General features: G+C 71.2%; 18 protein-coding genes and 1 pseudogene. 10 read left to right on the forward strand and 9 right to left on the reverse strand.

Translation table 11 applies throughout. The features are described 5' to 3' along the window. Nucleotides 1–129: 129 nt before the first annotated feature. Nucleotides 130–936 carry an Fpg/Nei family DNA glycosylase gene (locus ACIA8F_RS38265; protein ID WP_399385667.1) on the reverse strand — a complete coding sequence of 269 codons (807 nt, stop codon included), beginning with the start codon at nt 934–936 and terminating at the stop codon, nt 130–132. Nucleotides 937–1,033: 97 nt separating this feature from the next. Then, on the reverse strand, nt 1,034–1,519 hold the full coding sequence (locus ACIA8F_RS38270; protein WP_399385668.1) for a ribose-5-phosphate isomerase: 486 nt from the start codon (nt 1,517–1,519) through the stop codon (nt 1,034–1,036). Nucleotides 1,520–1,739: 220 nt separating this feature from the next. Between ACIA8F_RS38270 and ACIA8F_RS38275 the strand changes: the two genes are divergently transcribed. Further along, nucleotides 1,740–3,179: an amino acid permease gene (locus tag ACIA8F_RS38275; protein WP_399385669.1), complete on the forward strand. Its 1,440-nt coding sequence runs from the start codon at nt 1,740–1,742 to the stop codon at nt 3,177–3,179. Nucleotides 3,180–3,249: 70 nt separating this feature from the next. Here the strand turns inward: ACIA8F_RS38275 and ACIA8F_RS38280 are convergent, their stop codons facing one another. After that, nucleotides 3,250–3,831 carry a biotin transporter BioY gene (locus tag ACIA8F_RS38280; protein WP_399385670.1) on the reverse strand — a complete coding sequence of 194 codons (582 nt, stop codon included), beginning with the start codon at nt 3,829–3,831 and terminating at the stop codon, nt 3,250–3,252. A gap of 285 nt (nt 3,832–4,116) precedes the next feature. On the opposite strand from ACIA8F_RS38280, the gene ACIA8F_RS38285 reads away from it, so the two are divergent. From ACIA8F_RS38285 to ACIA8F_RS38295, 3 genes are all read left to right on the forward strand, one after another. Next, nucleotides 4,117–5,523, forward strand: coding sequence for an amino acid permease (locus ACIA8F_RS38285; RefSeq protein ID WP_399385671.1), 1,407 nt, complete (start codon nt 4,117–4,119; stop codon nt 5,521–5,523). A 144-nt stretch (nt 5,524–5,667) separates the two neighbouring features. Next, the gene (locus ACIA8F_RS38290; RefSeq protein ID WP_399385672.1) at nt 5,668–7,083 is read left to right on the forward strand and encodes an amino acid permease; all 1,416 of its coding nucleotides are present in this window, start codon (nt 5,668–5,670) and stop codon (nt 7,081–7,083) included. Nucleotides 7,084–7,277: 194 nt separating this feature from the next. Then, nucleotides 7,278–7,934, forward strand: coding sequence for a superoxide dismutase (locus ACIA8F_RS38295; protein WP_281210776.1), 657 nt, complete (start codon nt 7,278–7,280; stop codon nt 7,932–7,934). Between the two features lie 37 nt (nt 7,935–7,971). Here the strand turns inward: ACIA8F_RS38295 and ACIA8F_RS38300 are convergent, their stop codons facing one another. Together ACIA8F_RS38300 and ACIA8F_RS38305 are read right to left on the reverse strand one after the other, a co-directional pair. Then, nucleotides 7,972–8,691: a hypothetical protein gene (locus tag ACIA8F_RS38300; RefSeq protein WP_399385673.1), complete on the reverse strand. Its 720-nt coding sequence runs from the start codon at nt 8,689–8,691 to the stop codon at nt 7,972–7,974. Nucleotides 8,692–8,743: 52 nt separating this feature from the next. Next, a complete protein-coding gene (locus tag ACIA8F_RS38305) occupies nt 8,744–9,391 on the reverse strand; it encodes a DsbA family protein (RefSeq protein WP_383953127.1) in 648 nt (215 codons plus the stop codon). 110 nt (nt 9,392–9,501) lie between these two features. Between ACIA8F_RS38305 and pepN (ACIA8F_RS38310) the strand changes: the two genes are divergently transcribed. Both pepN (ACIA8F_RS38310) and ACIA8F_RS38315 read left to right on the forward strand, forming a co-directional pair. Continuing rightward, nucleotides 9,502–12,057 carry an aminopeptidase N gene (pepN, locus tag ACIA8F_RS38310; protein WP_399385674.1) on the forward strand — a complete coding sequence of 852 codons (2,556 nt, stop codon included), beginning with the start codon at nt 9,502–9,504 and terminating at the stop codon, nt 12,055–12,057. A gap of 225 nt (nt 12,058–12,282) precedes the next feature. Beyond that, nucleotides 12,283–13,242 carry a hypothetical protein gene (locus ACIA8F_RS38315; RefSeq protein ID WP_399385675.1) on the forward strand — a complete coding sequence of 320 codons (960 nt, stop codon included), beginning with the start codon at nt 12,283–12,285 and terminating at the stop codon, nt 13,240–13,242. Between the two features lie 35 nt (nt 13,243–13,277). Here ACIA8F_RS38315 and ACIA8F_RS38320 read toward each other — a convergent pair whose 3' ends face one another. Together ACIA8F_RS38320 and ACIA8F_RS38325 are read right to left on the reverse strand one after the other, a co-directional pair. Then, entirely contained in the window at nt 13,278–14,183 is a 906-nt protein-coding gene (locus ACIA8F_RS38320; RefSeq protein ID WP_399385676.1) for a pyridoxamine 5'-phosphate oxidase family protein, read from the reverse strand. Next, on the reverse strand, nt 14,183–14,641 hold the full coding sequence (locus tag ACIA8F_RS38325; RefSeq protein ID WP_399385677.1) for a VOC family protein: 459 nt from the start codon (nt 14,639–14,641) through the stop codon (nt 14,183–14,185). The genes ACIA8F_RS38320 and ACIA8F_RS38325 overlap by 1 nt, the downstream gene beginning before the upstream one ends. Nucleotides 14,642–14,761: 120 nt before the next feature. Between ACIA8F_RS38325 and ACIA8F_RS38330 the strand changes: the two genes are divergently transcribed. Both ACIA8F_RS38330 and ACIA8F_RS38335 read left to right on the forward strand, forming a co-directional pair. Then, entirely contained in the window at nt 14,762–15,334 is a 573-nt protein-coding gene (locus ACIA8F_RS38330) for a CGNR zinc finger domain-containing protein (protein ID WP_399385678.1), read from the forward strand. Nucleotides 15,335–15,607: 273 nt separating this feature from the next. Next, nucleotides 15,608–18,922 (forward strand): S8 family serine peptidase, encoded by a 3,315-nt coding sequence (locus ACIA8F_RS38335; protein ID WP_399385679.1) that lies wholly within the window; start codon nt 15,608–15,610, stop codon nt 18,920–18,922. A 130-nt stretch (nt 18,923–19,052) separates the two neighbouring features. Here the strand turns inward: ACIA8F_RS38335 and ACIA8F_RS38340 are convergent. Then, nucleotides 19,053–20,536, reverse strand: a pseudogene (locus tag ACIA8F_RS38340) (M28 family metallopeptidase). 252 nt (nt 20,537–20,788) lie between these two features. Here ACIA8F_RS38340 and ACIA8F_RS38345 point away from each other — a divergent pair. Beyond that, nucleotides 20,789–21,817, forward strand: coding sequence for an aspartate-semialdehyde dehydrogenase (locus ACIA8F_RS38345; protein WP_399385680.1), 1,029 nt, complete (start codon nt 20,789–20,791; stop codon nt 21,815–21,817). 97 nt (nt 21,818–21,914) lie between these two features. On the opposite strand, the gene ACIA8F_RS38350 is transcribed toward ACIA8F_RS38345, so the two are convergent. Beyond that, nucleotides 21,915–22,412 (reverse strand): DUF1203 domain-containing protein, encoded by a 498-nt coding sequence (locus ACIA8F_RS38350; protein ID WP_399385681.1) that lies wholly within the window; start codon nt 22,410–22,412, stop codon nt 21,915–21,917. A gap of 140 nt (nt 22,413–22,552) precedes the next feature. On the opposite strand from ACIA8F_RS38350, the gene pepN (ACIA8F_RS38355) reads away from it, so the two are divergent. Further along, on the forward strand, nt 22,553–25,126 hold the full coding sequence (gene pepN / locus ACIA8F_RS38355; RefSeq protein WP_399385682.1) for an aminopeptidase N: 2,574 nt from the start codon (nt 22,553–22,555) through the stop codon (nt 25,124–25,126). Nucleotides 25,127–25,315 lie beyond the last annotated feature (189 nt).

The raw sequence follows: 25,315 nt of genomic DNA on the forward strand, positions 1-25,315 counted from the left end.
GCCGAGAGCTTGGGGAAGTCGGCGAGTGACGACAACGCGGCGAGGCGCGGTGCCAGACCCCGCGAGCCCGGCCTGATCGACAAGACACCCCCTAGAGCCGAACGAGCAGAAAGATCCGGAAGAGGCGGCCTAGCGGGCCTGGCACCCCGGGCACCAGAAGAGGTTGCGGGCGGCGAGACCGGCGGTGCGGATCTCGCCCCCGCAGATGTGGCAGGGCATGTTCGCCCTCCGGTAGACGTACACCTCCCCGCCGTGGTCGTCCACCCTCGGCGGGCGGCCCATCGCCTCGGGCAGGTGCTCGTCGCGGACGGTGTCGATGCGGTTGTTGCGCACGCCCTCGCGCATGAGGAGGACCAGGTCGGCCCAGATCGCGTCCCACTCGCGGCGGGTGAGGTCCTTGCCGGCGCGGTAGGGGTCGATGCCGTGCCGGAAGAGGACCTCGGCGCGGTAGACGTTGCCGACGCCCGAGACGACCTTCTGGTCCATGAGCAGGGCGGCCACGGTGGTGCGGGAGCGCGAGATCCGGGCCCAGGCCCGGTCCGGGTCGTCGGCGGGGCGCAGCGGGTCCGGCCCGAGCCGGTCGTGTATCGCCTTCTTCTCGCCCTCGCCGATGAGCGCGCACGCGGTGGGGCCGCGCAGGTCGGCGTAGTGGTCCTCGTTCAGCAGCCGGAGCCGGACGGTGTCCGCGGCGGGCGGGGCCGGGGCGGGGCCGAAGCCGAGCTTCCCGAAGAGGCCGAGGTGGATGTGGATCCAGGCGTCGCCCAGTTCGAGGAACAGGTGCTTGCCGTGCGCCTCGGCGGATTCCAGCTCGCGGCCGTCCAGCAGGGCGGCGCTCTCGGCGAAGCGGCCCTGCGGGCTGCTCAACCGGACCGGCCGGGCGGCGAAGCGCTCGGTGTGGTCCTCGGCGAGGCGGTGGATCGTATGCCCCTCGGGCACGGCGGTACTCCTCGGAGACGACGAGCCGGGACGTGGTCGCCCCGGAAACGAAAAACCGGCCGCGCCGCCCCGGAGGGCGCCGCGGCCGGAAGCGGGATCAGCCCTGCGGGTGGTGCGCCGGGATCGGGGGGAGCTCGCCGGTGGCCTCGTAGGCGGAGAGCATGTCGATCCGCCGGGTGTGGCGCTCCTCGTCGGAGTACGGCGTCTTCAGGAAGGCGTCGATGAAGCTGACGACCTCGTCCTCGGTGTGCATGCGGCCGCCGACGGAGATGACGTTGGCGTTGTTGTGCTCGCGGCCGAGCTCGGCGGTCTGGACGCTCCACGCGAGGATGGCGCGGATGCCCTTGACCTTGTTGGCGGCGATCTGCTCGCCGTTGCCGGAGCCGCCGATCACGATGCCGAGGGAGCCGGCGTCCGCGGCGGTCTTCTCCGCGGCGCGGAGGCAGAACGGCGGGTAGTCGTCCACCGCGTCGTAGATGTGGGGCCCGCAGTCGACGGGCTCGTGGCCGTTGTTCTTGAGCCAGTCCACCAGGTGGTTCTTGAGCTCAAAGCCGGCATGGTCGGATCCGAGGTACACGCGCATGGTCCGAGTGTGGCACGAGCCGGGCCGGGGACCCGCCGCGGGGTGTCGCGTAAGTCACTTCTAAAGCTCAAGTAAACCCAAAGAACGCAGATGGGACACCGTGGGACCTGGGACCTGGACGTTCGTCCCAGCGCAACGATCCGGATTGGGGTCTTCCGCCCTACGTTCATCTCGGGTTTGAATGCCGGGGCTCGCCACCCGAGAACCTAAGGATCCGTCCATGAGCTCCACGACGACCCTTCAGAAGGAAGGCGCCCCCACCGGCAATCCCGGTGACGGCCAGCCCTCCGACGGTCTGAAAGCCGGTCTCAAGAACCGCCACCTGTCCATGATCGCCATTGGCGGTGTCATCGGCGCGGGACTGTTCGTCGGCTCCGGCGGCGGTATCGCCAAGGCCGGCCCCGCCATCCTGATCTCCTACGCGCTGGTCGGCGCGATGGTCGTCTTCGTGATGCGGATGCTGGGCGAGATGGCCGCCGCCAGCCCGAACTCCGGCTCCTTCTCCGCGTACGCCGACCGGGCGCTCGGCCGCTGGGCCGGTTTCTCCATCGGCTGGCTGTACTGGTTCTTCTGGGTCGTCGTCCTGGCCGTGGAGGCCACCGCCGGCGCCGTCATCCTCGAAGGCTGGGTCCCGGCCGTCCCGCAGTGGGCCTGGGCGCTGATCGTGATGGCCGTGCTGACGGTCACCAACCTCGGCTCGGTCGCCTCGTACGGCGAGTTCGAGTTCTGGTTCGCCGGCATCAAGGTGGTCGCCATCGGCGGCTTCGTGATCGTCGGCCTGCTGGCCGTCTTCGGCGTGCTGCCGGGCTCGGACAACCCGGGTGCGGGCTTCGCCCACCTCACCGACACGGGCGGCTTCATGCCGAACGGCTGGGGCTCGGTCCTCACCGGTGTGCTGATGGTCGTCTTCTCCTTCATGGGCAGCGAGATCGTCACCCTGGCCGCCGGCGAGTCCGAGGACCCGCGGCGCGCGGTCACCAAGGCCACCAACTCGGTGATCTGGCGCATCGGCGTCTTCTACCTGGGCTCGATCTTCATCGTGCTGACCCTGCTCCCGTGGAACGACAAGTCGATCGTCGACAAGGGCTCCTACGTCGCCGCCCTGGACTCGATCGGCATCGCGCACGCCGGCCAGATCATGAACGTGATCGTCCTGACGGCCGTGCTGTCCTGCCTGAACTCGGGCCTCTACACCGCCTCCCGCATGGCCTTCTCGCTGGGCGAGCGCGGTGATGCCCCGAAGGCCTTCGCCAAGGTGAACAAACGCGGCGTGCCGATGGCCGCGATCCTCGGCTCGGTCGTCTTCGGCTTCGTCGCCGTCTACTTCAACTACGCCTTCAAGGACACGGTCTTCAGCTTCCTGCTGAACGCCTCGGGCGCGATCGCGCTGTTCGTGTGGCTGGTGATCTGCCTGACCCAGCTGCGGATGCGCGGGATCCTCATGCGCGAGGCGCCGGAGAAGGTGACGGTGAAGATGTGGCTCTTCCCGTACCTGACCTGGGCCACCGCCGCGATGATCACCTTCGTCCTCGGCTACATGGTCTACGACAAGGACAACCGCGAGACCGTGCTGCTGTCGCTGCTGGTCGCGGCCGTGGTGATCGCGATCGGCGTGGCGCGCCAGCTCCGCCGCAAGGCCGCCCTGAAGGCCTCCGCGTAGCACCTCGCCCGACGACGGGAGCCCCGGACCGCCCGTCGCGGTCCGGGGCTCCCGTGCGCAGTACGGGGACTCACGCGCGGCCGAGCAGCTTCCAGGCGGCCGGCAGCAGGCCCATCGCCAGCGCCGCCTTGAGGGCGTCGCCGATCAGGAAGGGCGTCAGCCCGGCCGCGACGGCCGCGCCGAAGGACATCCCGGTGGACAGCGCGAGGTAGGGCACGCCGACGGCGTAGATCAGCGCGGAGCCCAGCACCATCGTGCCCGCCGTGCGCAGCACCGAGCGGTCGGCGCCGCGCCGCGCGAGGGCGCCCGCGACGGTGGCGGCGAGGAGCATGCCGAGGACGTAGCCGAAGGAGGCGCCGCCCGCGCCGGAGCTGCCGCCCGCGAACCACGGCACGCCGGCCATGCCGACGAGGGCGTAGAGGGCGAGCGAGAGGAAGCCGCGGCGGGCCCCGAAGGCGGTACCGACCAGGAGGGCGGCGAAGGTCTGGCCGGTGACGGGGACCGGGGAGCCGGGGACGGGCACGGCGATCTGCGCGGCCAGGCCGGTGAGCGCGGCTCCGCCGGCCACGAGCGCGAGGTCGCGGACGCGGCTCGCGGGCAGCAGGTCGGCGAGGACGGCGCCGGGCCGGAAGGAGACGGAAGCAGTGCTCATCGGGGACTCCGCAGGGGGGTGGGGCGGCAGGGACGATCACCGACGTTAGTCCCGGGTCCGGGGTCCCATCAGGGTGGCCCGGAACAAAGCAGCGCTCCCCCGTTTGGTGGGGAGTGGACAAATAGCCCGTTCAGCGCCCCAGTTGGAGTGATCCGCATCACGGGCAATGACGGCTGACACGTCCGTTTTGCGCGGATGGGCGCTCTCCGGAGAGACTGTAGGGTCCCTCCAACTGCCGCGGAGCCCCCACCGCCGCCAGGCCATCAGAGAGTACGAGCACCCCTCATGCGCGACCTGCCGTCCGCCCCTCCCGGCACCACGGACGAGCTCCCTGCGGAGCCCCTGAGCCACAGCCTCAAACAGCGCCACCTGACCATGCTGGGCCTCGGCGGGGTGATCGGCGCCGGGCTGTTCGTCGGCTCCGGCGCCGGCATCACCATCGCCGGTCCCGCGATCATCTGCTCCTACCTGCTCGCGGGTGTCCTCGCGATGCTGGTGATGCGCGCCCTCGGCGAGATGTCGGCGGCGATGCCCGCCTCCGGCTCCTTCTCCGTCTACGCGGAGAAGGCGCTCGGGCGCTGGGCCGGCTTCTCGGCCGGGTGGCTGTACTGGTTCCTGCTGGTCGTGGTGCTGGCGGTGGAGGCGACCGCCGCGGCGAAGATCGCGAACGGCTGGCTGCCCTCGGTGGACCAGTGGGTCTGGGTGCTCGTCTTCATGGTGGTCTTCACCCTGAGCAACCTGGCCGCCGTGCGGAACTTCGGCGAGTTCGAGTTCTGGTTCGCGGCCCTCAAGGTCGGCGCGATCGTGCTGTTCCTGATCCTCGGCACCCTCGCCGTCTTCGGCCTCCTGCCCGACACCGACCCGGTCGGCATGGCCAACCTGACCGGCCAGGGCGGCTTCTTCCCGAACGGCGCGAGCGGTGTGGTGGCCGGCATGCTGGCCGTGGTCTTCGCCTTCGGCGGCCTGGAGGTCGTCACCATCGCGGCCGCCGAGTCGGACGACCCGGCCCGGTCCGTGTCCCGCGCCGTGCGCAGCGCCGTGTGGCGCATCCTCTTCTTCTACGTCGGCTCGATGCTGGTCATCGTGACCCTGCTGCCGTGGGATTCCCTGGAGCCGGGGCAGAGCCCGTACGTGGCGGTCCTCGACTCGATCGGCATCGCGCACGCCGGCCAGATCATGGACGTCGTGATCTTCGTGGCCCTGCTGTCGGCGCTCAACGCGAACCTGTACGGGTCCTCCCGCATGGTCTTCTCACTGGCGGAGCGGGGCGAGGCCCCGAAGTCCCTGCTGAAGGTGTCGGGCAGCGGGGTGCCGCGCCGGGCGGTCGTCGCCTCGGTGGCCTTCGGCTTCTTCTCGGTCGTGCTGAACCTGCTGTGGCCGGACACGATCTTCCTCTACATGCTCAACGCGGTCGGCGCGGTGCTGATCTTCGTGTGGGCCCTGATCGCGGTCTCGCAGCTGAAGCTGCGCAGGAAGATCGAGCGGGACATGCCGGAGCGGCTGACGCTGCCGATGTGGCTGTTCCCGTACGCGACGTGGGCGGCGCTGATCGGGATGGCGACGGTGCTGGTCCTGATGCTGTTCGACGATGCGGCGCGGCCGCAGCTGCTGTGGTCCACGGGGGCAGCGGCCGCGGTGCTGCTGGTGGCGTGGATCCGCGAGATCCGGGAGTCCCGGGCCGAGCGGTCCTGACCTCGACCGGTGCGCGGAACGGGCCCGGGACTTCGGTCCCGGGCCCGTTCTGCTGCGCCCGCGGCCGGTCACGTCCGGTGAAACCGGTGTCCGTATGATGGACATAAGACGTCCGATTATCGGACGATCGGCAGACTGGCCCCCATGAGCCAGAGCACCATCACCCCTCCCGAGCAGCAGAGCCCGATCCGGCCCGACGCCGGATCGCCCCTCGGCAACGGACTCAAGCAGCGCCACCTTTCGATGATCGCCCTCGGCGGGGTCATCGGCGCGGGCCTCTTCGTCGGCTCCGGCGCCGGCATCGCGGCCGCCGGCCCCTCGATCGTGCTGGCGTACGCCGCTTCCGGGCTGCTCGTGATGTTCGTGATGCGCATGCTCGGCGAGATGTCCGCCGCGAACCCCTCCTCCGGCTCCTTCTCGGTGCACGCGGAGCGGGCCATCGGCCCGTGGGCCGGTTTCACCGCCGGCTGGATGTTCTGGACCCTGCTCTGCGTGGGCGTGGCCATCGAGGCCATCGGCGCGGCGCACATCATGACGGGCTGGTTCCCGGGCACCCCCTCGTGGATGTGGGTGCTGGTGTTCATGGCGATGTTCTGCGGCTCCAACCTGGCCGCCGTCTCCAACTTCGGTGAGTTCGAGTTCTGGTTCGCCGCCCTGAAGATCGGCGCGATCGCCCTCTTCCTGGGCCTGGGCGTGCTGGCCGTCCTGGGCCTGCTGCCCGGTACCGGCTCACCCGGCGCCGCCAACCTGCTCCACGACGGCGGCTTCCTGCCCAACGGCGTGGACGGGCTGCTGGTCGGCCTGCTCGCCTCGGTGGTCGCGTACGGCGGGCTGGAGACGGTGACCATCGCGGCCGCCGAGTCCGACAACCCGGTCCGGGGCGTCGCCAAGGCCGTGAAGACCACGATGTGGCGGATCGCGATCGTCTACGTGGGCTCGATGCTGGTCATCGTCACTCTGCTGCCGTGGAACGACCCGGCGGTCACCTCCGACGGCCCGTACGCGGCGACCCTGGACCACCTGGGCATTCCGCACGCCGGGCAGGTCATGAACGTGGTCATCCTGATCGCCCTGCTGTCCGCGATGAACGCGAACATCTACGGCTCCTCCCGCATGGCCTACTCCCTGGTCTCCCGCGGCCAGGGCCCCAAGGCGCTGGGCAAGCTCTCCGGCCGGGTGCCGCGCCGGGCGGTGCTGGCCTCCTCCGGCTTCGGCTTCGTCACCGTGCTGCTGTCGTACTGGTACCCGGACACCCTCTTCGCCTGGCTGCTGAACATGGTCGGCGGCGTCATCCTCGTCGTCTGGGGCTTCATCGCCGTCTCGCAGTTCGTGCTGCGGCGCCGCACGGAGCGCGAGGCGCCCGAGAAGCTGGTCGTGAAGATGTGGGGCTTCCCCTATCTGACCTGGGTCGCGCTGGCCGGACTCGCCGGGGTGCTGGTCCTGATGGCCATGGACGACGACACCCGCATCCAGCTCGTCTTCACCGGCGGCCTGACCGCGGCCCTGGCCGCCACGGGCTACCTCATCCAGCACCGGGCGGCGGCGCGCGAAGCCGCGTAGCACCCCGCCGCACCACCGCTCACCACCGTCCGGAAGCCGGGCTCATGCGATCGCATGGGCCCGGCTTCCGGCGTTCCGGAGGTCCCCACAAGTGAGGTGACCCTTATGAGAATCGAGGAATAGATACTGCTAGCGTGCAGTTGCGCATTGATTGCAATAAGCAGTTGGCTCGCTGAGGGGACCGGATAACACGCATGGCCATCTACACGCTTCCTGAGCTTCCTTACGACTACGCGGCTCTCGAGCCGGTGATCAACCCGCAGATCATCGAGCTGCACCACGACAAGCACCACGCGGCCTACGTCACGGGCGCCAACAACACGCTGGAGCAGCTGGAGGAGGCGCGCGACAAGGAGAACTGGGGCGCGCTCAACGGCCTGGAGAAGAACCTCGCGTTCCACCTCTCCGGCCACATCCTGCACAGCATCTACTGGCACAACATGGCCAGCCCGAAGACCGGCGAGGGCGGCGGCGAGCCCACCGCGGCCGACGGCCTGGGCGACCTGACCGACGCGATCACCGAATCCTTCGGCTCCTTCGCGAAGTTCAAGAAGCAGCTGACCTTCGCCGCTTCCGCGACCCAGGGCTCCGGCTGGGGCGTGCTCGCGTACGAGCCGGTCAGCGGCCGCCTCGTCGTCGAGCAGGTCTACGACCACCAGGGCAACGTGGGCATCGCCAGCACCCCGGTCCTGGTCTTCGACGCCTGGGAGCACGCCTTCTACCTTCAGTACAAGAACCAGAAGGTGGACTTCATCGAGGCGATGTGGAACGTCGTCAACTGGCAGGACGTGGCCAAGCGCTACGCCGACGCCAAGGCGAACACCCCGCTGCTGATCCCCGCCAAGGGCTGATCGGCACCACCGTCCCGTCCGCCTCGTGATCGTCTTCTCAACCTTCGCGTGCGGGCGTGTCCACCAGAAGGCCCCCGCGAGGACGTGACTCGCGGGGGCCTTCTGCGTCTCCCGGAGCATCTCCCGGGGCGTCCACCAGGCCGTCCACCTCGCCGACCACCGTGAACTCCCGCGCCAGCCCGGTCTCGTGGAGCCGGGCGAACGGGGTGAAGGGGATGCCGAACTCGGACTCCCCCCGGTCGAAGTTCCAGCTCTTGTGCACCTGGAAGCGGTAGTCGCTCACCACCGAGCCGTCCTCGTGGACCCGTACCGTGCCGCTGATCCGGTACTGGACCCCGCGCAGGGCCAGCCACCAGTCCGTGCTGCCGCCCTCGCGGGCGCGGCGGGTGATCAGCACCCCGCGCCAGCCGCTGTCGGCCGCGTACGCGCCGGGCTCGCCGAGCGCCCGCGCCGCCCGGCGCCACTCGGCCAGGCGCCGGGCCACGTCCTCCCGTACGGCGGGCACGGCGAGCAGCGCCCGCGCGTCCACCCGGTACGGGCGGCCCGTGCCGCGCAGGTAGTGGCGCAGGGTGCCGGCGGCCTGGCGGACCCCGAGGGCCGTCCACAGCGGGGGCACCGCAACGCAAGCCGCCCGCAGCACCCGGTCTCGGGGGCGTGCGGGCAGGCTGGCGTGCGCGGCGTTGTCGTTCGGTATCGCGGGCTCGGCCCGGCCGCCGCTGCGGCCGAGCGGTTCCTCCCGTGTCGGACTAGTCCCCATAGGGGGACGTTAAGGGAGGAACCGGACCCCTGCTACTCGAATCCGGTCGACGTCAGTCGAAGATCGGGCCCTGCGTGCGGGTGCGCTTGATCTCGTAGAAGCCGGGGGTGGAGGCGACCAGGAGGGTGCCGTCCCAGAGGCGGGCCGCGGCCTCGCCGCGCGGGGCGGGGGTGACGACCGGGCCGAAGAAGGCGACCTCTTCGCCGTCGGCGCCGGGCACCGAGATGACCGGGGTGCCGACCTCCTGGCCGACGCGGTTGATGCCGTCGTTGTGGGAGTCGCGCAGGACCTCGTCGTACTCGTCGGAGTCGGCGAAGTGGATGAGCTCGGCGGGCAGGCCCACCTCGGCGAGCGCCTCCGCGATGGCCTCGCGGGTCGGGCCCGTGCCCTCGTTGTGGAAGCGGGTGCCGAGGGCGGTGTAGAGCTTGCCGGTGACCTCGTCGCCGAACTTCTGCTGGGCGGCGACGACCACGCGGACCGGGGCCCAGCCCTTGGGGCCGAGCAGGTCGCGGTAGACCTCGGGCAGTTCGTCGAGCTTGTTCTCGTTCAGGACGGCAAGGCTCATCACGTGCCAGCGGACCTCTACGTCACGGACCTTCTCGACTTCCAGCATCCAGCGGGAGGTCATCCAGGCCCAGGGGCAGAGCGGGTCGAACCAGAAGTCGACGGCGGTCTTCTCGCGCACCTGGGTGTCAGCCATGTCTCTCCTCAGATCGGAACGTTCCTCCCTGCCCAACCGCTCCGGCCGCACACGCATTCCCCCGTGGGAGGATTCGCTCAGGTATCGCGATCACGCACGAAGGAGTGCACGTGCCCGGAGAGAATCTGTCCCGTGACGAGGCCCGCGAGCGGGCCGAGCTGCTGTCCGTCGACGGGTACGAGGTGGTCCTCGACCTGAGGTCCGCGGTGGACGAGGCCGAACCGGCCGACGGCCCCAGGACGTTCCGCTCGGTGACCACCGTCCGCTTCCGCGCCGCCGCTCCGGGAGCCGCGAGCTTCGCGGACCTGATCGCGCCCCGGGTGAACTCCGTGACCCTCAACGGGCGCGCGCTGGACCCGGCCGTCGTCTTCGACGGCGCACGGATCGCCCTGGACGAGCTGGCCTCCGAGAACGTGCTCGTGGTCGACGCCGACTGCGCGTACAGCCGGACCGGCGAGGGCATGCACCGCTTCGTGGACCCGGAGGACGGCGAGGTCTACCTCTACACCCAGTACGAGCCGGCCGACGCCCGGCGGGTGTACGCCAACTTCGAGCAGCCCGACCTCAAGGCCCCGTACCGCTTCGAGGTGACCGCGCCCGAGGGCTGGCAGGTCTGGAGCAACGGCGCCGAGGAGTCCCGCGAGGGCGACACCCGGCGCTTCGCCGAGACCGCGCCGATCTCCACGTACATCACCTGCGTGGTGGCGGGGCCGTACCACTACGTCACGGACTCCTACACCCGCGGGGACCTGACGATCCCGCTCGGCGCGATCTGCCGCAAGGGGCTGGCGAAGCACTTCGACGCGGACGAGGTGTTCCTCGTCACGAAGCAGGGCTTCGACCTCTTCCACGAGATCTTCGACTACCCGTACCCCTTCGGAAAGTACGACCAGGCCTTCGTGCCGGAGTACAACCTCGGCGCCATGGAGAACCCGGGGATGGTGACCTTCCGCGAGGAGTACATCTTCCGCGGGAAGGTCACGCAGGCCTCCTACGAGCGGCGTGCGAACACGATCCTGCACGAGATGGCGCACATGTGGTTCGGCGACCTGGTCACCATGAAGTGGTGGGACGACCTGTGGCTGAAGGAGTCCTTCGCGGACTTCATGGGCTCCTTCGCGCTCGTCGAGGCCACCCGCTTCGACCAGGCCTGGGTCACCTTCGCCAACAGCCGCAAGGCGTGGGCCTACCGGGCCGACCAGCTGCCGTCCACCCACCCGGTCACGGCCGACATCCGTGACCTGGAGGACGCGAAGCTGAACTTCGACGGCATCACCTACGCCAAGGGCGCGGCGGTGCTCAAGCAGCTCGTGGCGTACGTGGGCCGGGACGCCTTCCTGGAGGGCGCGCGGCGCTACTTCAAGGCGAACGCCTACGGGAACACCACCCTCGACGACCTGCTGTCGGTGCTCGCGGAGGTGTCCGGGCGGGACATGGCCGAATGGTCGCGCGCCTGGCTGCAGACGGCCGGCGTGAACGCGCTGACCCCGGTGGTGACCTGCGACGCCGGCGGCCGGGTGACCGAGCTCGCGGTGGCACAGGACGGCGCCGAGCTCCGCCCCCACCGGGTCGCGGTGGGCCTGTACCGGCTGGACCCGGACGGGGCGCTGGTGCGCTACGCGCGGGCCGAGGCGGACGTCGCGGGAGCGCGGACGGTCATCGGCGAGCTGACCGGGCAGGAGAAGCCGGCCCTGGTCCTGGTCAACGACGAGGACCTCACCTACTGCAAGATCCGCTTCGACGAGGGCTCCCTGGCCACGCTGCGCTCGCACCTGGGCTCGGTGACGGACCCGCTGAGCCGCGCGCTGTGCTGGTCGGCGCTGTGGAACCTGACGCGTGACGGGCTGATGCCGGCCCGGGACTTCGTCTCGCTCGTACTGGCCCACGCCGGCCGGGAGACCGACGTCGGCGTGCTCCAGATGCTGCACGCGCAGGCGCTGACCGCGGTCAGCCGCTACGCGGCGCCCGCCTGGCGGGAGCAGGGCGGCAAGGTGCTGGCGGCGTGCGCGCTGCAGGAACTGCGGTTCGCGGAGCCGGGCTCGGAGCACCAGCTCACCTGGGCCCGCTTCTTCGCGGCGGGCGCGGCGACCGAAGGCGACTTCCAGCTGCTGCTGGGCCTGCTGGAGGGATCGGCGCGGATCGACGGGCTGGAGGTGGACCAGGAGCTGCGCTGGGACTTCCTGCTGCCGCTGGCCGCGCACGGGGCGATCGGCGAGGAGGTCCTCGCGGCGGAGCTGGCGCGGGACGACACGGCTTCGGGCAAGCGGCACCAGGTCCGGTGCCTGGCGGCGCGGCCGTCGGCGGCGGTCAAGGACCAGGCGTGGGTCTCGGTCGTCGAGGCGGACACGCTGTCGAACGCGCTGGTCGAGGCGACGATCGCGGGGATGCAGCAGTCCTCGCAGCGGGGGCTGCTCGCGCCGTACACCGGCCCCTACTTCGCCGTGATCGAGCGGATCTGGGCCGACCGGTCGATCCAGATCGGCATGGACGTGGTGCGGGGGCTGTACCCGTCGCTCCAGGACTCCCAGGAGACCCTGGACGCGACGGATGCGTGGCTGTCGGCGCACGAGTCGGCCGCGCCGGCGCTGCGGCGGCTGGTGCTGGAGTCGCGTGACGACCTGGCCCGTGCGCTGCGCGCGCAGGCCTGCGACGTGGCGGCCGGCTAGCCCTGCGGGGCTGTCCCCGGCCCGCCCTTCCGCTGTTCCCCGGGGCTCCGCCCCGGACCCCGCGCCGCACACGCCGGCGGGCTGGATGTCCAGCCCGCCGGCGTGCGCGTGCAGGCCAGCCCTTCGGCAGTCGAACGCCCGTACTTTAGCCCCGGCTTGTCCCGATTTGCCGACGGATGTGTAACAGGGGTTAGCGAGGCCATGGCCTGAGGGAATCTCAGCGTCATGAACCACAACGCACCCCTCCCCCTCGCCCACCTCACCGACAACCGCCCCCGCGTGCTGTCGCTGACCCAGCTCCGTGAGCACGGGGTCTCCGCCTCCGATGCCGCCGAGCGGTCCTGGCAGCAGATCCTGCCGGGGGTGTTCCTGCTCCACTCCGGGCCCGCGACGAGCGAGGAGCGGCTGCACGCGGCGCTCCTGTACGCGGGGCGCCGCGGGGACGAGGTCATGATCACCGGGCTGGCCGCGCTCGCCCTGTACCGGTTCTCCTCCGCCCCCGCCCTGCTCGGCCTCGCCCAGATCGACGTGCTCGTCCCCAACACCCGCCGGCTGCGCTCCGCCGGGCAGGTCCGCATCGTCCGCACGCACACCCCGCCCCGGCCGGTGGAGGTCACCGGGCTGCCCGTGGCCCCCGTGGCCCGCGCCGTCGCCGACGCCGTCGCCCAGCTCTCCGACGCCGGTACGGTCCGCCGCCTGCTCAGCGAAGCCGTCCGCGCCGGGCACTGCGAACCGGCCGCCGTGGTGAGGGAGCTGACGGTGGCCCGGCTGCTGAACCGCCCGCACGTGGTCGACGCCGTCGAATCCCTGCTCGCCGAGGGCCGGGCCATCGCCGAGGACCGGCTGTACCAGCTCGTACGGGGCTTCGAGCTCCCCGAGCCCGTCTGGAACGTGGACCTGCGGCTGCCCGGCGGCCCGCACCTGGGCGGGGTGGACGCGTACTGGCCGGAGCAGGCGGTGGCCGTGGAGATCGACACCCGTGCCCCGCGCCAGGGCGAGGACGAGGCGTGGTCGGAGTCGGTCCGCAAGCGGGAGACCCTGGAGCGGTGCGGGATCACGGTCCTGCACATCACCCCGCGCAAGCTCCGCGACTGGCCCGAGCAGCAGGCGGCGGTCGTACGGACCGCCCTGACGGCGGCCGCCGACCGCGAGCCCGCCTCCTACCTCGTGGTCCTGCCCAAGTGAGGGCCCGGCCGAAGGACCCCAGGCTGCCGCAGCCCCTACGCCGCAGGCTGCCAAGGCGGCGCGGGGAGCGCCGGATTGGCCGGCGAGTACTCCGGGGCGCTCCACAGCAGCCGCCCCGGGTGCACGCTCTCCACCACCGACTCGATCCGGAAGCGGACCCGCCGCTCCCCGCCCGCCCCGAACTCCGGTTCCGCCCGCCCGCTGAGCTGGAGCAGCGCCCCGCTCTCCCAGTCCGGGAACAGCAGCCCGGCCCGCGGGTCCGCCAGCAGGTTCCCCAGGGTGAGGAACATGGCGTTGCCCGCGTAGTCCGGCCAGGCCAGTTCGGTCGGGGACAGCACCTCGACGAAGCCCGGCATTCCGCCCCGGTGGCTCGCGTCGGCCCCGTCCGCCCCCGCGGAGGTGGCGACGAAGAAGGTGTCGGCGGCGCGGACGGCCCGTTCCTGGTCGGGGGTGAGCGCGTCCCCGCGCCGCACGACACCGGCTCCTTCGGCGGCGAGCTGGACAGGCTGCCGCTTCTGGAGGTACTTGGGGCAGTTGGCGAAGACCCGTTCGGCCACCAGCGCGAAGCCGCCGGGGGTGACCTCCAGGGTTCCGCCCAGCCGCATCCGGCGCCGGGTGCGCGGGTCGAGGGAGATGGTTCCGACCCGGGTTCCGGCGGTGGCCAGCGCCTCGGTCAGCGGATCGCCCTCGGGGATCCCGCCCTTGACCGCGATCCGGTCCGGCCCGGTGGCCCGGACAAAACCGGGGGCGCCGGTCAGCAGTGAGGCCCAGAGCAGGCCTCCCGGATCGGCGGCGCCGACGACCAGGTGGGGCTGCAGCCCCAGGAAGGCCGCCGCCACCTCCTTGATGTGCGGGGTGACGGACTGCCCGACGTGCACGGCCTGCTCGCGGACACCCACCCGCTCCTGGACGGCCAGCGAGCCCCAGTGGTACCCGGACATTAGAAGAACCCGCAGGTCGGGGCCCCTGTGGTGGGAGCCTCGGCGCCCTCGGCGCCGCTCGGCACGGAGATCTCCAGACGGATCCCGTCGGGGTCGTGGAAGAAGATCCCGCCGGAGGCCGCCCCTTCGCCGTGGGCGACGATCCCTTCGTAGGCGAAGTCGACGCCCAGCGCGCGCAGCCGCTCCTCGTACGCCCGGACCTCCTCGATGGCGTCCGCGGAGAGCGCGAGGTGGTGCAGTCCGGCCGCGGCGGGCGCGTAGGCCCCCTCCGCCTGCTGCCACAGGGTGAGCACGAGCTCGCCGTCCTGGCCGAGGAAGGCGAAGCGCCGTTCCTCCTCCTTGCCCTCGCCGAGCAGCTCGAAGCCGAGTCCGTCGCGGTAGAAGACGAGCGACCGGTCGAGATCCGTGACGTTGAGGCCCACGTGGCCGGTGCGCAGCTTGCTGATGACGGTCGTCACAACGGTTCCTTCCCGGAAACCATTCACATTTCTAACCTTCTAAATCGAGATTAAAGGTTAGAGCCGGAGGAGTCAACCGCTCACGTAGTCTTGAGGGGTTAGTGCCACGAGGAGGCGGACATGACGGCGGCCGACAAGACGGCGGATCCCCGACCCCTGACCGGGGAACCGGTGGCCCTGGACCTGCTGAACACCCGGTGGGTCCAGGACGGCGAACCCGTCGACCTCTTCGCCGGGGCCTTCGGCCTCACCCGCGTCGAGGGGCTCGCGGTCTGGCTGGAGAGCACCGGCCTGGCCGGCCGCTTCCGCGCCGACCCCGCGACCCTGGTCCACCTGCTCACCGCCCGCGAGTCGCTGGCCCGCGCGGTCGCGGACCCGGCCGACGAGAGCGCCCGCGCCCTGGTCGACGCCGTCCTGGAACACGGGCGGATCCGGGCGACCCTGACCGCCGAAGGACCGGGCGAACGCACGGAGTTCGACGATCCGGCCTGGGGTCCGGCCTGGACGGCCGCCCGCGACTACCTGGAGCTGCTGGGCTCCGGACCCGGCCGGATCCGCACGTGCGCCTCCGAGACCTGCGTACTGCGCTTCCACGACACCTCGCGCAACGGCACCCGCCGCTGGTGCTCGATGGCCGCCTGCGGAAACCGGGCGAAAGCATCCCGCCACTACGCGCGCACGCGCGAGCGCTGAGCGCCGGGAAGTTGTCACACCTGATCTGAGACCGGGGTCCGCCCCACCCCTGACGCACGGTCGGGAAGTCTACAAATCCATGTTCACCCCAGAAGGTTCGCACCGGTTCGGTCCGGTACGAGCCTTCTGGCGTATGCCCTGAGCTGGCGGGAGTCCGCCACGGCAGGTATCGGTCCGTGACAACTCTCCCCAAAGAGCTGTCACTTACGCGAGGCTGACCGGTCATCCGGCACCGAAATCCGGACCGTACCTTTCACTTAGCCAGGGATGCTGATGACCCTCGACTCCCCCAGCTCCATATCCGGGGCCCGACGCGCCGCGCGCGTCGCGGCCGCGGCCGGCCTGGTGGCCGCCCTCGCGGCCACCGGCGCCATGCCCGTCTTCGCGGCGACCGGCTCGAACACCCCCGCGTCCAGCCCCGCGGTGAAGTCGGCCGAGGAGAAGCTCGGCTCGGCCGACGCCGAACTGCTCCAGGAAGCCAAGACCAAGGGCGAGAAGACCGTCACGGTCATGGTCGCGACCGCCCCCGGCGAGACCCAGCAGGTGGCCAAGCAGCTCGACGACGTCCAGGGCGCCTCGGTGGGCCAGACGTACGACAAGCTCGGCTACGTGCGGGCCACCCTGCCGACCGACAAGGCGGAGGCCGCGCTGAAGGCGGCCGCCAAGCTGTCCGCCGTGCACGGCATCGACCTGCGCCACGAGATCCAGCTGCCGGACCCCCGTCCGGACGCGGGCCGCGAGACCGGGACGGCGAAGAAGACCGCCGAGACGTACCCGGGGCCGGACAAGAACACCCCGGCGAAGAACCCGTACAACCCGTCCTTCGAGACGGGTGCGCTGGACTTCCTCAAGAAGAACCCCAAGGCCGACGGCCGCGGCGTGACCATCGGCATCCTGGACTCGGGCGTCGACCTCGGTCACCCCGCGCTCCAGAAGACCACCACCGGCGAGCGCAAGATCGTCGACTGGGTCACCGCGACCGACCCGCTGGCCGACGCCGACGCCACCTGGCGGGCGCAGATCACCCCGGTCACCGGTGGCACCTTCACCGCGGGCGGCGGGACCTGGAAGGCTCCCGAGGGCTCGTTCCAGTGGAGCCGCTTCACCGAGTCGATCACCGCCACCGGTGACATGAAGGGCGACGTCAACCGGGACGGGGACACCACCGACCGGTTCGGCCTGCTCTACGACCCGGTCGCCGGGACCGTCCGCGTCGACACCGACCAGGACAACGACTTCACGAACAACGAGCCGATGAAGCCGTACAAGGACGGCTACCAGATCGGCTACTTCGGCACGGACAACCCGGCGACCGAGGTCGCCGAGCGCATCCCGTTCGTGATCGAGATCCGCAAGGACGTCCCGATGGACCCGCTGGGCGGTGACTGGATCGGCAAGAAGGCCGACTTCGTCAACGTCGGCATCATCGAGTCCGAGCACGGCACCCACGTCGCGGGCATCACCTCCGCGAACGGCCTGTTCGGCGGCGCGATGAACGGCGAGGCGCCCGGCGCCAAGATCGTCTCCTCGCGCGCCTGCTCCTGGTCCGGCGGCTGCACCAACATCGCGCTGACCGAGGGCATGATCGACCTCGTCGTCAACCGCGGTGTGGACATCGTCAACATGTCGATCGGCGGCCTGCCGGCCCTGAACGACGGCAACAACGCGCGCGCCGAGCTCTACAAGAACCTCATCGACACCTACGGTGTCCAGCTCGTCATCTCGGCGGGCAACGAGGGCCCCGGCATCAACACCATCGGCGACCCCGGCCTCGCGGACAAGGTCATCTCCGTGGGTGCGGCGGTCTCCAAGGAGACCTGGGCGGCCAACTACGGCTCCGGCGTGACCAAGAAGTACAACATGTTCCCCTTCTCCTCCCGCGGTCCGCGCGAGGACGGTGGGTTCACGCCGACGATCACCGCCCCCGGCGCGTCGATCAACTCCATCCAGACCTGGCTGCCCGGTGCACCGGTGAAGGAGGCCGGCTACAACCTGCCGGCCGGTTACGGCATGCTCCAGGGCACCTCGATGTCCTCGCCGCAGGCGGCGGGCGCCAGCGCCCTGCTGATCTCGGCCGCCAAGCAGCAGAAGATCGCCCTCACCCCGGCGGCCCTGCGCATCGCGCTCACCAGCAGTGCGAAGAAGATCGATGACGTTCCGGCGCACGCCCAGGGCGCGGGCCTGATCAACATCCCCGGCGCGTGGGAGTCCATCCAGCGCGGCGCCAAGGCCAACGAGTTCACGGTCAAGGCCCCGGTCGACACCGCGATCGACCAGTTCCTGAAGACCCCGGGCTTCGGCACCGGCGTCTACGACCGAGAGGGCGGCCTGAAGGTCGGCCAGAAGAAGGTCTACGACGTCGTCGTCACCCGCACCACGGGCGTCAAGTACGGCACCCCGCACCAGCTGAGCTGGCGCAACGACGACGGCACGTTCAAGGTCATCGGCGGCTACGACTACGTCACCCTGCCCCTGAACAAGCCCGTCACCATCAAGGTCGAGGCCAAGGCCAAGACCGCCGGCGTCCACAGCGGCATCCTGCAGCTCGACGACCCCTTCACCGAGGGCATCGACAAGCAGATCCTCTCCACGGTCGTCGTCTCGACCCCGCTGGCGAAGCCCGCGTTCAGCTACTCGGACACCTCGTCCGTGCAGCGCAACAGCCACAAGTCGTACTTCGTGACCGTCCCGGCGGGCGCCAAGACCCTTGAGGTCGCCCTCGGCGGTCTGAAGCCGGGCAGCCAGACGCGCTTCATCTCGATCCACCCGTACGGTGTGGGCGTCGAGGACAGCGCGACGACCCAGTGCTACCCGAACTACGACAACCCGGCCAACCAGTGCCGTCCCGACCTGCGTTCGTACCCGAACCCGCAGCCGGGCGTCTGGGAGATCGAGGTCGAGTCGCGCCGTACCTCGCCGCTGCTCGACAACCCGTTCAAGCTGGACGTCTCCGTGCTCGGCGCGGCCTTCGACCCCGCGGTCAAGGTCCTGCCCGAGGTCAAGCAGGGCACCCCGGCGCCGGTCCAGTGGACCGTGAAGAACGACGGGGCCGCCATCTCCGGCGGCAAGCTCCAGGGCGGTCCGCTCGGTTCCGCGAAGGTCGCCAAGCCGACCATCGCCGCCGGTGAGACCCAGACCACCGAGGTCACGATCGGCGAGGGCGTCTCCCGCCTCGACATCGCGATCGGCAAGGTGTCCGACACCGCCGCCGACCTCGACCTGGACGTGTACAAGGACGGCGTCAAGGTCGCCTCCTCCGCCGACGGCGACTCCGAGGAGGCCGTGAGCCTCGTCAATCCGGCCGCGGGCACCTACACCATCGAGGTGTTCGGCTACGCGATCCCGTCCGGCTCCACCACGTACGACTACCGCGACGTCTACTACTCGGCCGCCCTGGGCACCGTCCAGGTCGACGAGGCCGCCGCGGTCAACCTCGCCAACGGCGCCTCGGCGACCGTCTCCGCGAACGTGCTGGTCAACAGCGCGGCTCCGGAAGGCCGCCAGTTCTTCGGCGAGGTCAAGCTGCTCAACGCCCGCGGCACCGCCGCCGGCACCGGCAGCGTGCAGATCGAGAAGGTCCTGCCGTAACCCGGTAGCGGCCTGAACACAGCGGGGGCGGTGCTCGTCAGAGCACCGCCCCCGCCCGTTTCCCCCGTCGTCTCCCCCTCGGGCTTCCCCCCGCCGGCGTCCCCCCGCCGGCCGCCCCCTCGGGCGCGGACTACCTGCCCAGCGAGCTCAGGTCCTGGGCGTACGTGCCCACCGCGTGGGCGATCACGTCCAGGTTGGTGTCGAAGGCCTTCAGGTCGATGTTCTTCAGGGTGTCCCCCGCCCCGTGGTAGTTCGGGTCGTACGGGCCCCGGCCGTGCCGCCGTACCGCTCGGCCTGCTCCGGCGTCTTGACGCCCTCGGCCCCGGTGAAGGTGCCGCCCGCCGGGATGCCGTTCGCGATGAAGGGGCCGTAGTCGGAGCGGCCGTCGAAGTCGCTGCCCTCGTGCGGCTTGTGCTTCTTGTCGAGGAAGCCGTTGATCAGCGCCTCGATCTGCGCCGAGCCGGCCGGTCCGGCGCCCTCGCCTGTCTTGTCCGAGTCGTCGCCGTCGTAGACGAACTGCGCCGGGTTCGGCGAGGCGATCATGTCGAAGTTCAGGTAGAGCGCGATGTTCTTCTTCTGCGGCTCGGACAGCTGCGCCACGTAGTGCTCGGAGCCCAGCAGGCCGAGCTCCTCCGCCGACCACCAGGCGAAGCGGACCTTGTTGGCAGTCTGCTTGCCCTTGCCCTTCTTGTTGGCTCCCTCGTCCGCGAGCTTGAGGGCCACCTCCAGCAGGCCGGCCGAGCCGGAGCCGTTGTCGTTGATGCCCGGGCCCTCGGGGACCGAGTCCAGGTGGGAGCCGACGGTGACCACGCGGTCGGCGCGGCCGCCGCGGGTCTCGGCGATCACGTTGCGCGTGGTCTTCTTCAGGTGCTCCTGGTCCAGGCGCACGGTCACCTCGCCCTTCGCGGCGGCCGCGGTCAGCGCCTCGCCGTCGGCGAGGGTGATCCCGGCGCTCGGGATGATCCCCTCGGCGGGCGAGGAGAAGGAGCCGCGGACCGGGGTGGTCCCGCTGTGGTTGTAGACGATCACACCAAGGGCGCCCGCCTCGGCGGCCGCCCGCTGCTTCTCCACGAAGGTGCAGGTGCCGCGCTTGACCAGGGCGATCTTCCCGGTGAAGGCCCCGGCCGGATAGTCGGCGGCGTCGCATCCCGGGGTCTCGTCGACCCGGGCGAGGGCCAGCGGTGCGGTCAGGCCGCCGGCCGGGGTGGACTTCGTGAAGGTGAAGGCGGCCGTGGCCAGCTCACGGGGGTCCGCGCCGCCGAGGACGGTGGTCTTCTCCGTCTTCGTGTGCGCGTCGTAGATGTCGAAGTCCTGGTACGAGACCTCGTACCCGGCCTTCTTCAGCGTGTCGTGGACGTAGGCGGCGGAGGCCGCGTGGCCGGGCGTGCCGGCGGCGCGGTTGCCGCCGTTGGCGTCGGCGATCTGCTGGAACTTCGCCAGGTGGCGGTAGGCCCCGCGGGCGGTGACCTCCTCCACCAGCTCCCGGGCGAGGCGGCCCTCGCGCGGGTGGGCGGCGGCCGGGGTGGCGGCGAGCAGGACGGGTGCGGCGACGGTGGCGGCCGCGAGGGCGGCGAGCGCCGGTATGGACCGGCGGCGGTGGCGGATGGCGCGCACGGTGATTCTCCCCGAGTTCGAAGTGCGGAACGGACGTCCGGATTGCGGACGCGACACACGGGACCGTAACCGGCTCCGACCAGGCCAAACACCCGCCGCGCGGCGGTGCAACACGGACGCCACGGAGTTGTCACCGGGGTTCACACACAGAACACCGTCCGCTCCTCGGACAATGGATTGGACAAGGCTCGTGGGGTCGAACGCATGATGGCTTCACGCGCGCCCGCGTCGTACGTACCAAGAGGAGTCACCGTGAGGGTCGGAATCGTCGGAGCCACCGGACAGGTCGGCGGAGTCATGCGCGGCATCCTCGCCGAGCGCAAGTTCCCGGTGGACGAGCTGCGGCTGTTCGCCTCGGCCCGCTCAGCCGGCTCCACCCTCGAATGGGAGGGCCGGGAGATCACCATCGAGGACGCCTCCACGGCCGACTACTCCGGCCTGGACATCGTGCTCTTCTCCGCGGGCGGCGCCACCTCCAAGGCCCTCGCCGAGAAGGTCGCCTCGCAGGGCGCCGTCGTGATCGACAACTCCTCGGCCTGGCGCCGCGACCCCGAGGTCCCCCTCGTCGTCTCCGAGGTCAACCCGCACGCGATCAAGAACCGCCCCAAGGGCATCATCGCGAACCCGAACTGCACCACCATGGCCGCGATGCCGGTGCTGCGCCCCCTGCACGACGAGGCCGGTCTGACCGCGCTGATCGCCACCACCTACCAGGCCGTGTCCGGCTCGGGCCTGGCGGGCGTAGCCGAGCTCAAGGGCCAGGCCTCGGCGGTCGCCGAGACCGCGGACCGGCTGACCTTCGACGGCGACGCGGTGGAGTTCCCCGAGCCCGCCGTCTACAAGCGTCCGATCGCCTACAACGTGATCCCGCTCGCGGGCTCGATCGTCGACGACGGCTCCTTCGAGACCGACGAGGAGCAGAAGCTCCGCAACGAGTCCCGCAAGATCCTGGAGATCCCGGAGCTCAAGGTCTCCGGCACCTGCGTGCGCGTACCGGTCTTCGCCGGGCACTCCCTCCAGGTCAACCTCCGCTTCACCCGCCCGCTGAGCGTCGAGCGCGCCTACGAGCTGCTGGGGGACGCCCCGGGCGTCGAGCTCTCGGAGATCCCGACCCCGCTGCAGGCCGCCGGCAAGGACGCCTCGTACGTGGGCCGCATCCGCGTCGACGAGACCACCGAGAACGGCCTCGCGCTGTTCCTCTCGAACGACAACCTCCGCAAGGGCGCCGCGCTGAACGCGGTCCAGATCGCGGAGCTGGTCGCCGAGGAGCTGCGCGGCTGATCCCGCGCGCACCGTGCGCACCGGCGGAGGGCGGCACCGTGACGGTGCCGCCCTCCGGCGTTCCCGGCCCCGGCCCCCGCCCCGGCCCGGGGTGCGGCTAAGCCCGACGGACCTCGAAGAGGTAGCAGCCGAACTCGGCCGCGCGGACGTGGACGAGCGCGGTCCGCGGGTCCTCGAAGGCCTCCGTCAGCGCCTGCCCGACCACCGCGTCCGGATCCTCGGCGAGGTCGAGCACCCGCCCGCCGAGGATGCGGCCCGCGGCGTCGTAGCGGCGGGCCGTGCGCAGGGCGCCGGGGTGCGCGAAGGGCAGGCCGGCCTCCGGGGCCGGTCCGCCGCAGTCCGCCGCGTGGATGAACACCGGGCCCTGCTCGTCGTAGGCCCCCGGGTCGGCGCCGGTCTCGGCGGCCCAGCGGCGCAGCGGGGCGTACGCGACGAGGGCGATCCGTTCGCCGGGGACGCTGCGGCGCAGGCAGCAGCGCAGCGGGGCGCCGCCCTCCGGGTCCTCGTAGGGGGCGGCGGGCCGCCCGGCGTCGTCGCGGGAACGCAGGCCGGCCAGGACGGGAGGGGCGATGGCGAGCACGGTGTGGGTGGTCATGGGGTCCAGGGTGCTCCCGTCGGACCGGTCGGAGCTGGCGGAAATCGGACGTCGAGTTTCGCCCGTGGATTACTCCGGCGCGGTGGCCCGGCCCGCGTGGAAGGATGGGCCGGAACGTCACCATCGAAGGAGATGACCGCGTGCCAGGCACGAATCTGACCCGTGAAGAGGCTCAGCAGCGCGCAAAGCTGCTCACTGTCGACTCGTACGAGATCGAGCTCGATCTCAGCGGCGCGCAGGAGGGTGGCACCTACCCCTCCGTGACCACCGTGCGCTTCGAGTCCGCCGAGGCCGGCGCCGAGACCTTCATCGACCTGGTCGCCCCGGCCGTGCACGAGGTCGTCCTCAACGGCAAGGCCCTCGACGTCGCCGCCGTCTTCCGGGATTCCCGGATCGCGCTGGCGCACCTCGCCGCAGGGGCCAACGAGCTCCGCGTCGTCGCCGACTGCGCCTACACCAACACCGGTGAGGGTCTGCACCGCTTCGTCGACCCGGTCGACGAGCAGGCGTACCTGTACACCCAGTTCGAGGTCCCCGACGCGCGCCGGGTGTTCGCCAGCTTCGAGCAGCCCGACCTGAAGGCGACGTTCCGGTTCACCGTGACGGCCCCCGCGGGCTGGACGGTCATCTCGAACTCCCCGACGCCCGCGGCTCCCGCCGACAACGTCTGGCGCTTCGAGCCCACCCCGCGCATCTCCACGTACATCACGGCCCTGATCGTCGGCCCGTACCACGCGGTGCACAGCTCCTACGAGGGCGCGGACGGGCAGTCCGTCCCGCTCGGCATCTACTGCCGCCCCTCGCTCGCCGAGTTCCTCGACGCCGACGCGATCTTCGACGTGACCCGGCAGGGCTTCACCTGGTTCCAGGAGAAGTTCGCCTACGACTACCCCTTCGCGAAGTACGACCAGCTCTTCGTGCCAGAGTTCAACGCGGGCGCGATGGAGAACGCGGGCGCGGTCACCATCCGCGACCAGTACGTCTTCCGCTCGAAGGTGACGGACGCGGCGTACGAGACGCGCGCCGAGACGATCCTGCACGAGCTCGCCCACATGTGGTTCGGCGACCTCGTCACCATGGAGTGGTGGAACGACCTGTGGCTGAACGAGTCGTTCGCCACCTACACCTCCATCGCCTGCCAGGCCTACGCGGAGGGCTCGAAGTGGCCGCACGCGTGGACCTCCTTCGCCAACTCCATGAAGACCTGGGCGTACCGGCAGGACCAGCTGCCCTCCACGCACCCGATCATGGCCGACATCCGTGACCTGGACGACGTCCTGGTCAACTTCGACGGCATCACGTACGCCAAGGGCGCCTCGGTGCTCAAGCAGCTCGTGGCCTACGTCGGCCAGGACGCCTTCTTCAAGGGCGTGCAGGCGTACTTCAAGGCGCACGCCTTCGGGAACACCCGCCTGTCGGACCTGCTCGGCGCCCTGGAGGAGACCTCCGGCCGCGATCTGACCGCCTGGTCGAAGGCATGGCTGGAGACGGCCGGCATCAACATCCTGCGCCCGGAGATCGAGACGGACGCCTCCGGCGCCATCACCGCCTTCGCCGTCCGCCAGGAGGCCCCCGCGCTGCCCGCCGGCGCCAAGGGCGAGCCGGTCCTGCGCCCGCACCGCATCGCGGTCGGCCTCTACGACCTGGCCGACGGCAAGCTGGTGCGCACCGACCGCATCGAGCTGGACATCGACGGGGCCCTGACGGCCGTACCGGAGCTCGTGGGCCGCGCCCGCCCGGCCGTGGTCCTGCTGAACGACGACGACCTGTCGTACGCCAAGGTCCGCCTCGACGAGGTGTCCCTCGCCAACGTCACCGCGCACCTGGGCGACTTCACCGAGTCGCTGCCGCGCGCCCTCTGCTGGGCCTCGGCCTGGGACATGACCCGCGACGGCGAGCTGGCCACCCGCGACTACCTCGCCCTCGTCCTGTCGGGCATCGGCAAGGAGTCGGACATCGGCGTCGTCCAGTCGCTGCACCGCCAGGTCAAGCTGGCCGTGGAGCTGTACGCCGACCCGGCGTGGCGCGACCAGGGCCTGGCCGTCTGGACGGATGCCGCGCTGGAGCACCTGCGCGCGGCGGAGCCGGGCAGCGACCACCAGCTGGCGTGGGCCCGCGCCTTCGCGGCGACGGCCCGCACCGAGGAGCAGCTGACCTACCTGGCGGCGCTGCTGGACGGCTCGGCCGAGGTCAAGGGCCTGGCCGTGGACACCGACCTGCGCTGGGCGTTCCTGGAGCGCCTGGTCGCCACGGGCGTCGCGGACGAGCCGGCCATCGCGGCGGAGCTGGAGCGGGACAGGACCGCGGCGGGCGAGCGACACGCGGCGACCGCCCGCGCGGCGCGTCCGACGGCGGAGGCCAAGGCGGAGGCGTGGGCCTCGGTCGTCGAGGGCGACTCGCTCCCGAACGCGGTGCAGGAGGCGGTGATCGGGGGCTTCGTCCAGACCGACCAGCGCGAGCTCCTCGCCCCGTACACGGCGAAGTACTTCGCGGCGGTCAAGGAGGTCTGGGAGACCCGCAGCCACGAGATCGCCCAGCAGATCGCGGTGGGGCTCTACCCGTCCCTCCAGGTCTCCGCGCAGACCCTCGCGGCGACGGACGCCTGGCTGGCCTCGGCCGAGCCGAACGCGGCCCTGCGCCGCCTGGTCTCGGAGTCCCGCGCGGGCGTGGAGCGCGCGCTGCGCGCCCAGGCGGCGGACGCGGCTGCGGCCTGATCCCTCCTGGGGGCCCGGGGACTCTGTCCCCGGGCCCCTGCGCCTCAAGAGCCGGCGGGGCTGGGGTGTGCCGGGGCACGGGCTTGCTGCGGGGGGTGGGGGGGGGGGGGGGGGGGGGGGGGGGGGGGGGGGGGGGGGGGGGGGGGGGGGGGGGGGGGGGGGGGGGGGGGGGGGGGGGGGGGGGGGGGG

The sequence above is a fragment of the Streptomyces sp. NPDC051563 genome, from assembly GCF_044454225.1.
Classification (GTDB): Bacteria; Actinomycetota; Actinomycetes; order Streptomycetales; family Streptomycetaceae; genus Streptomyces.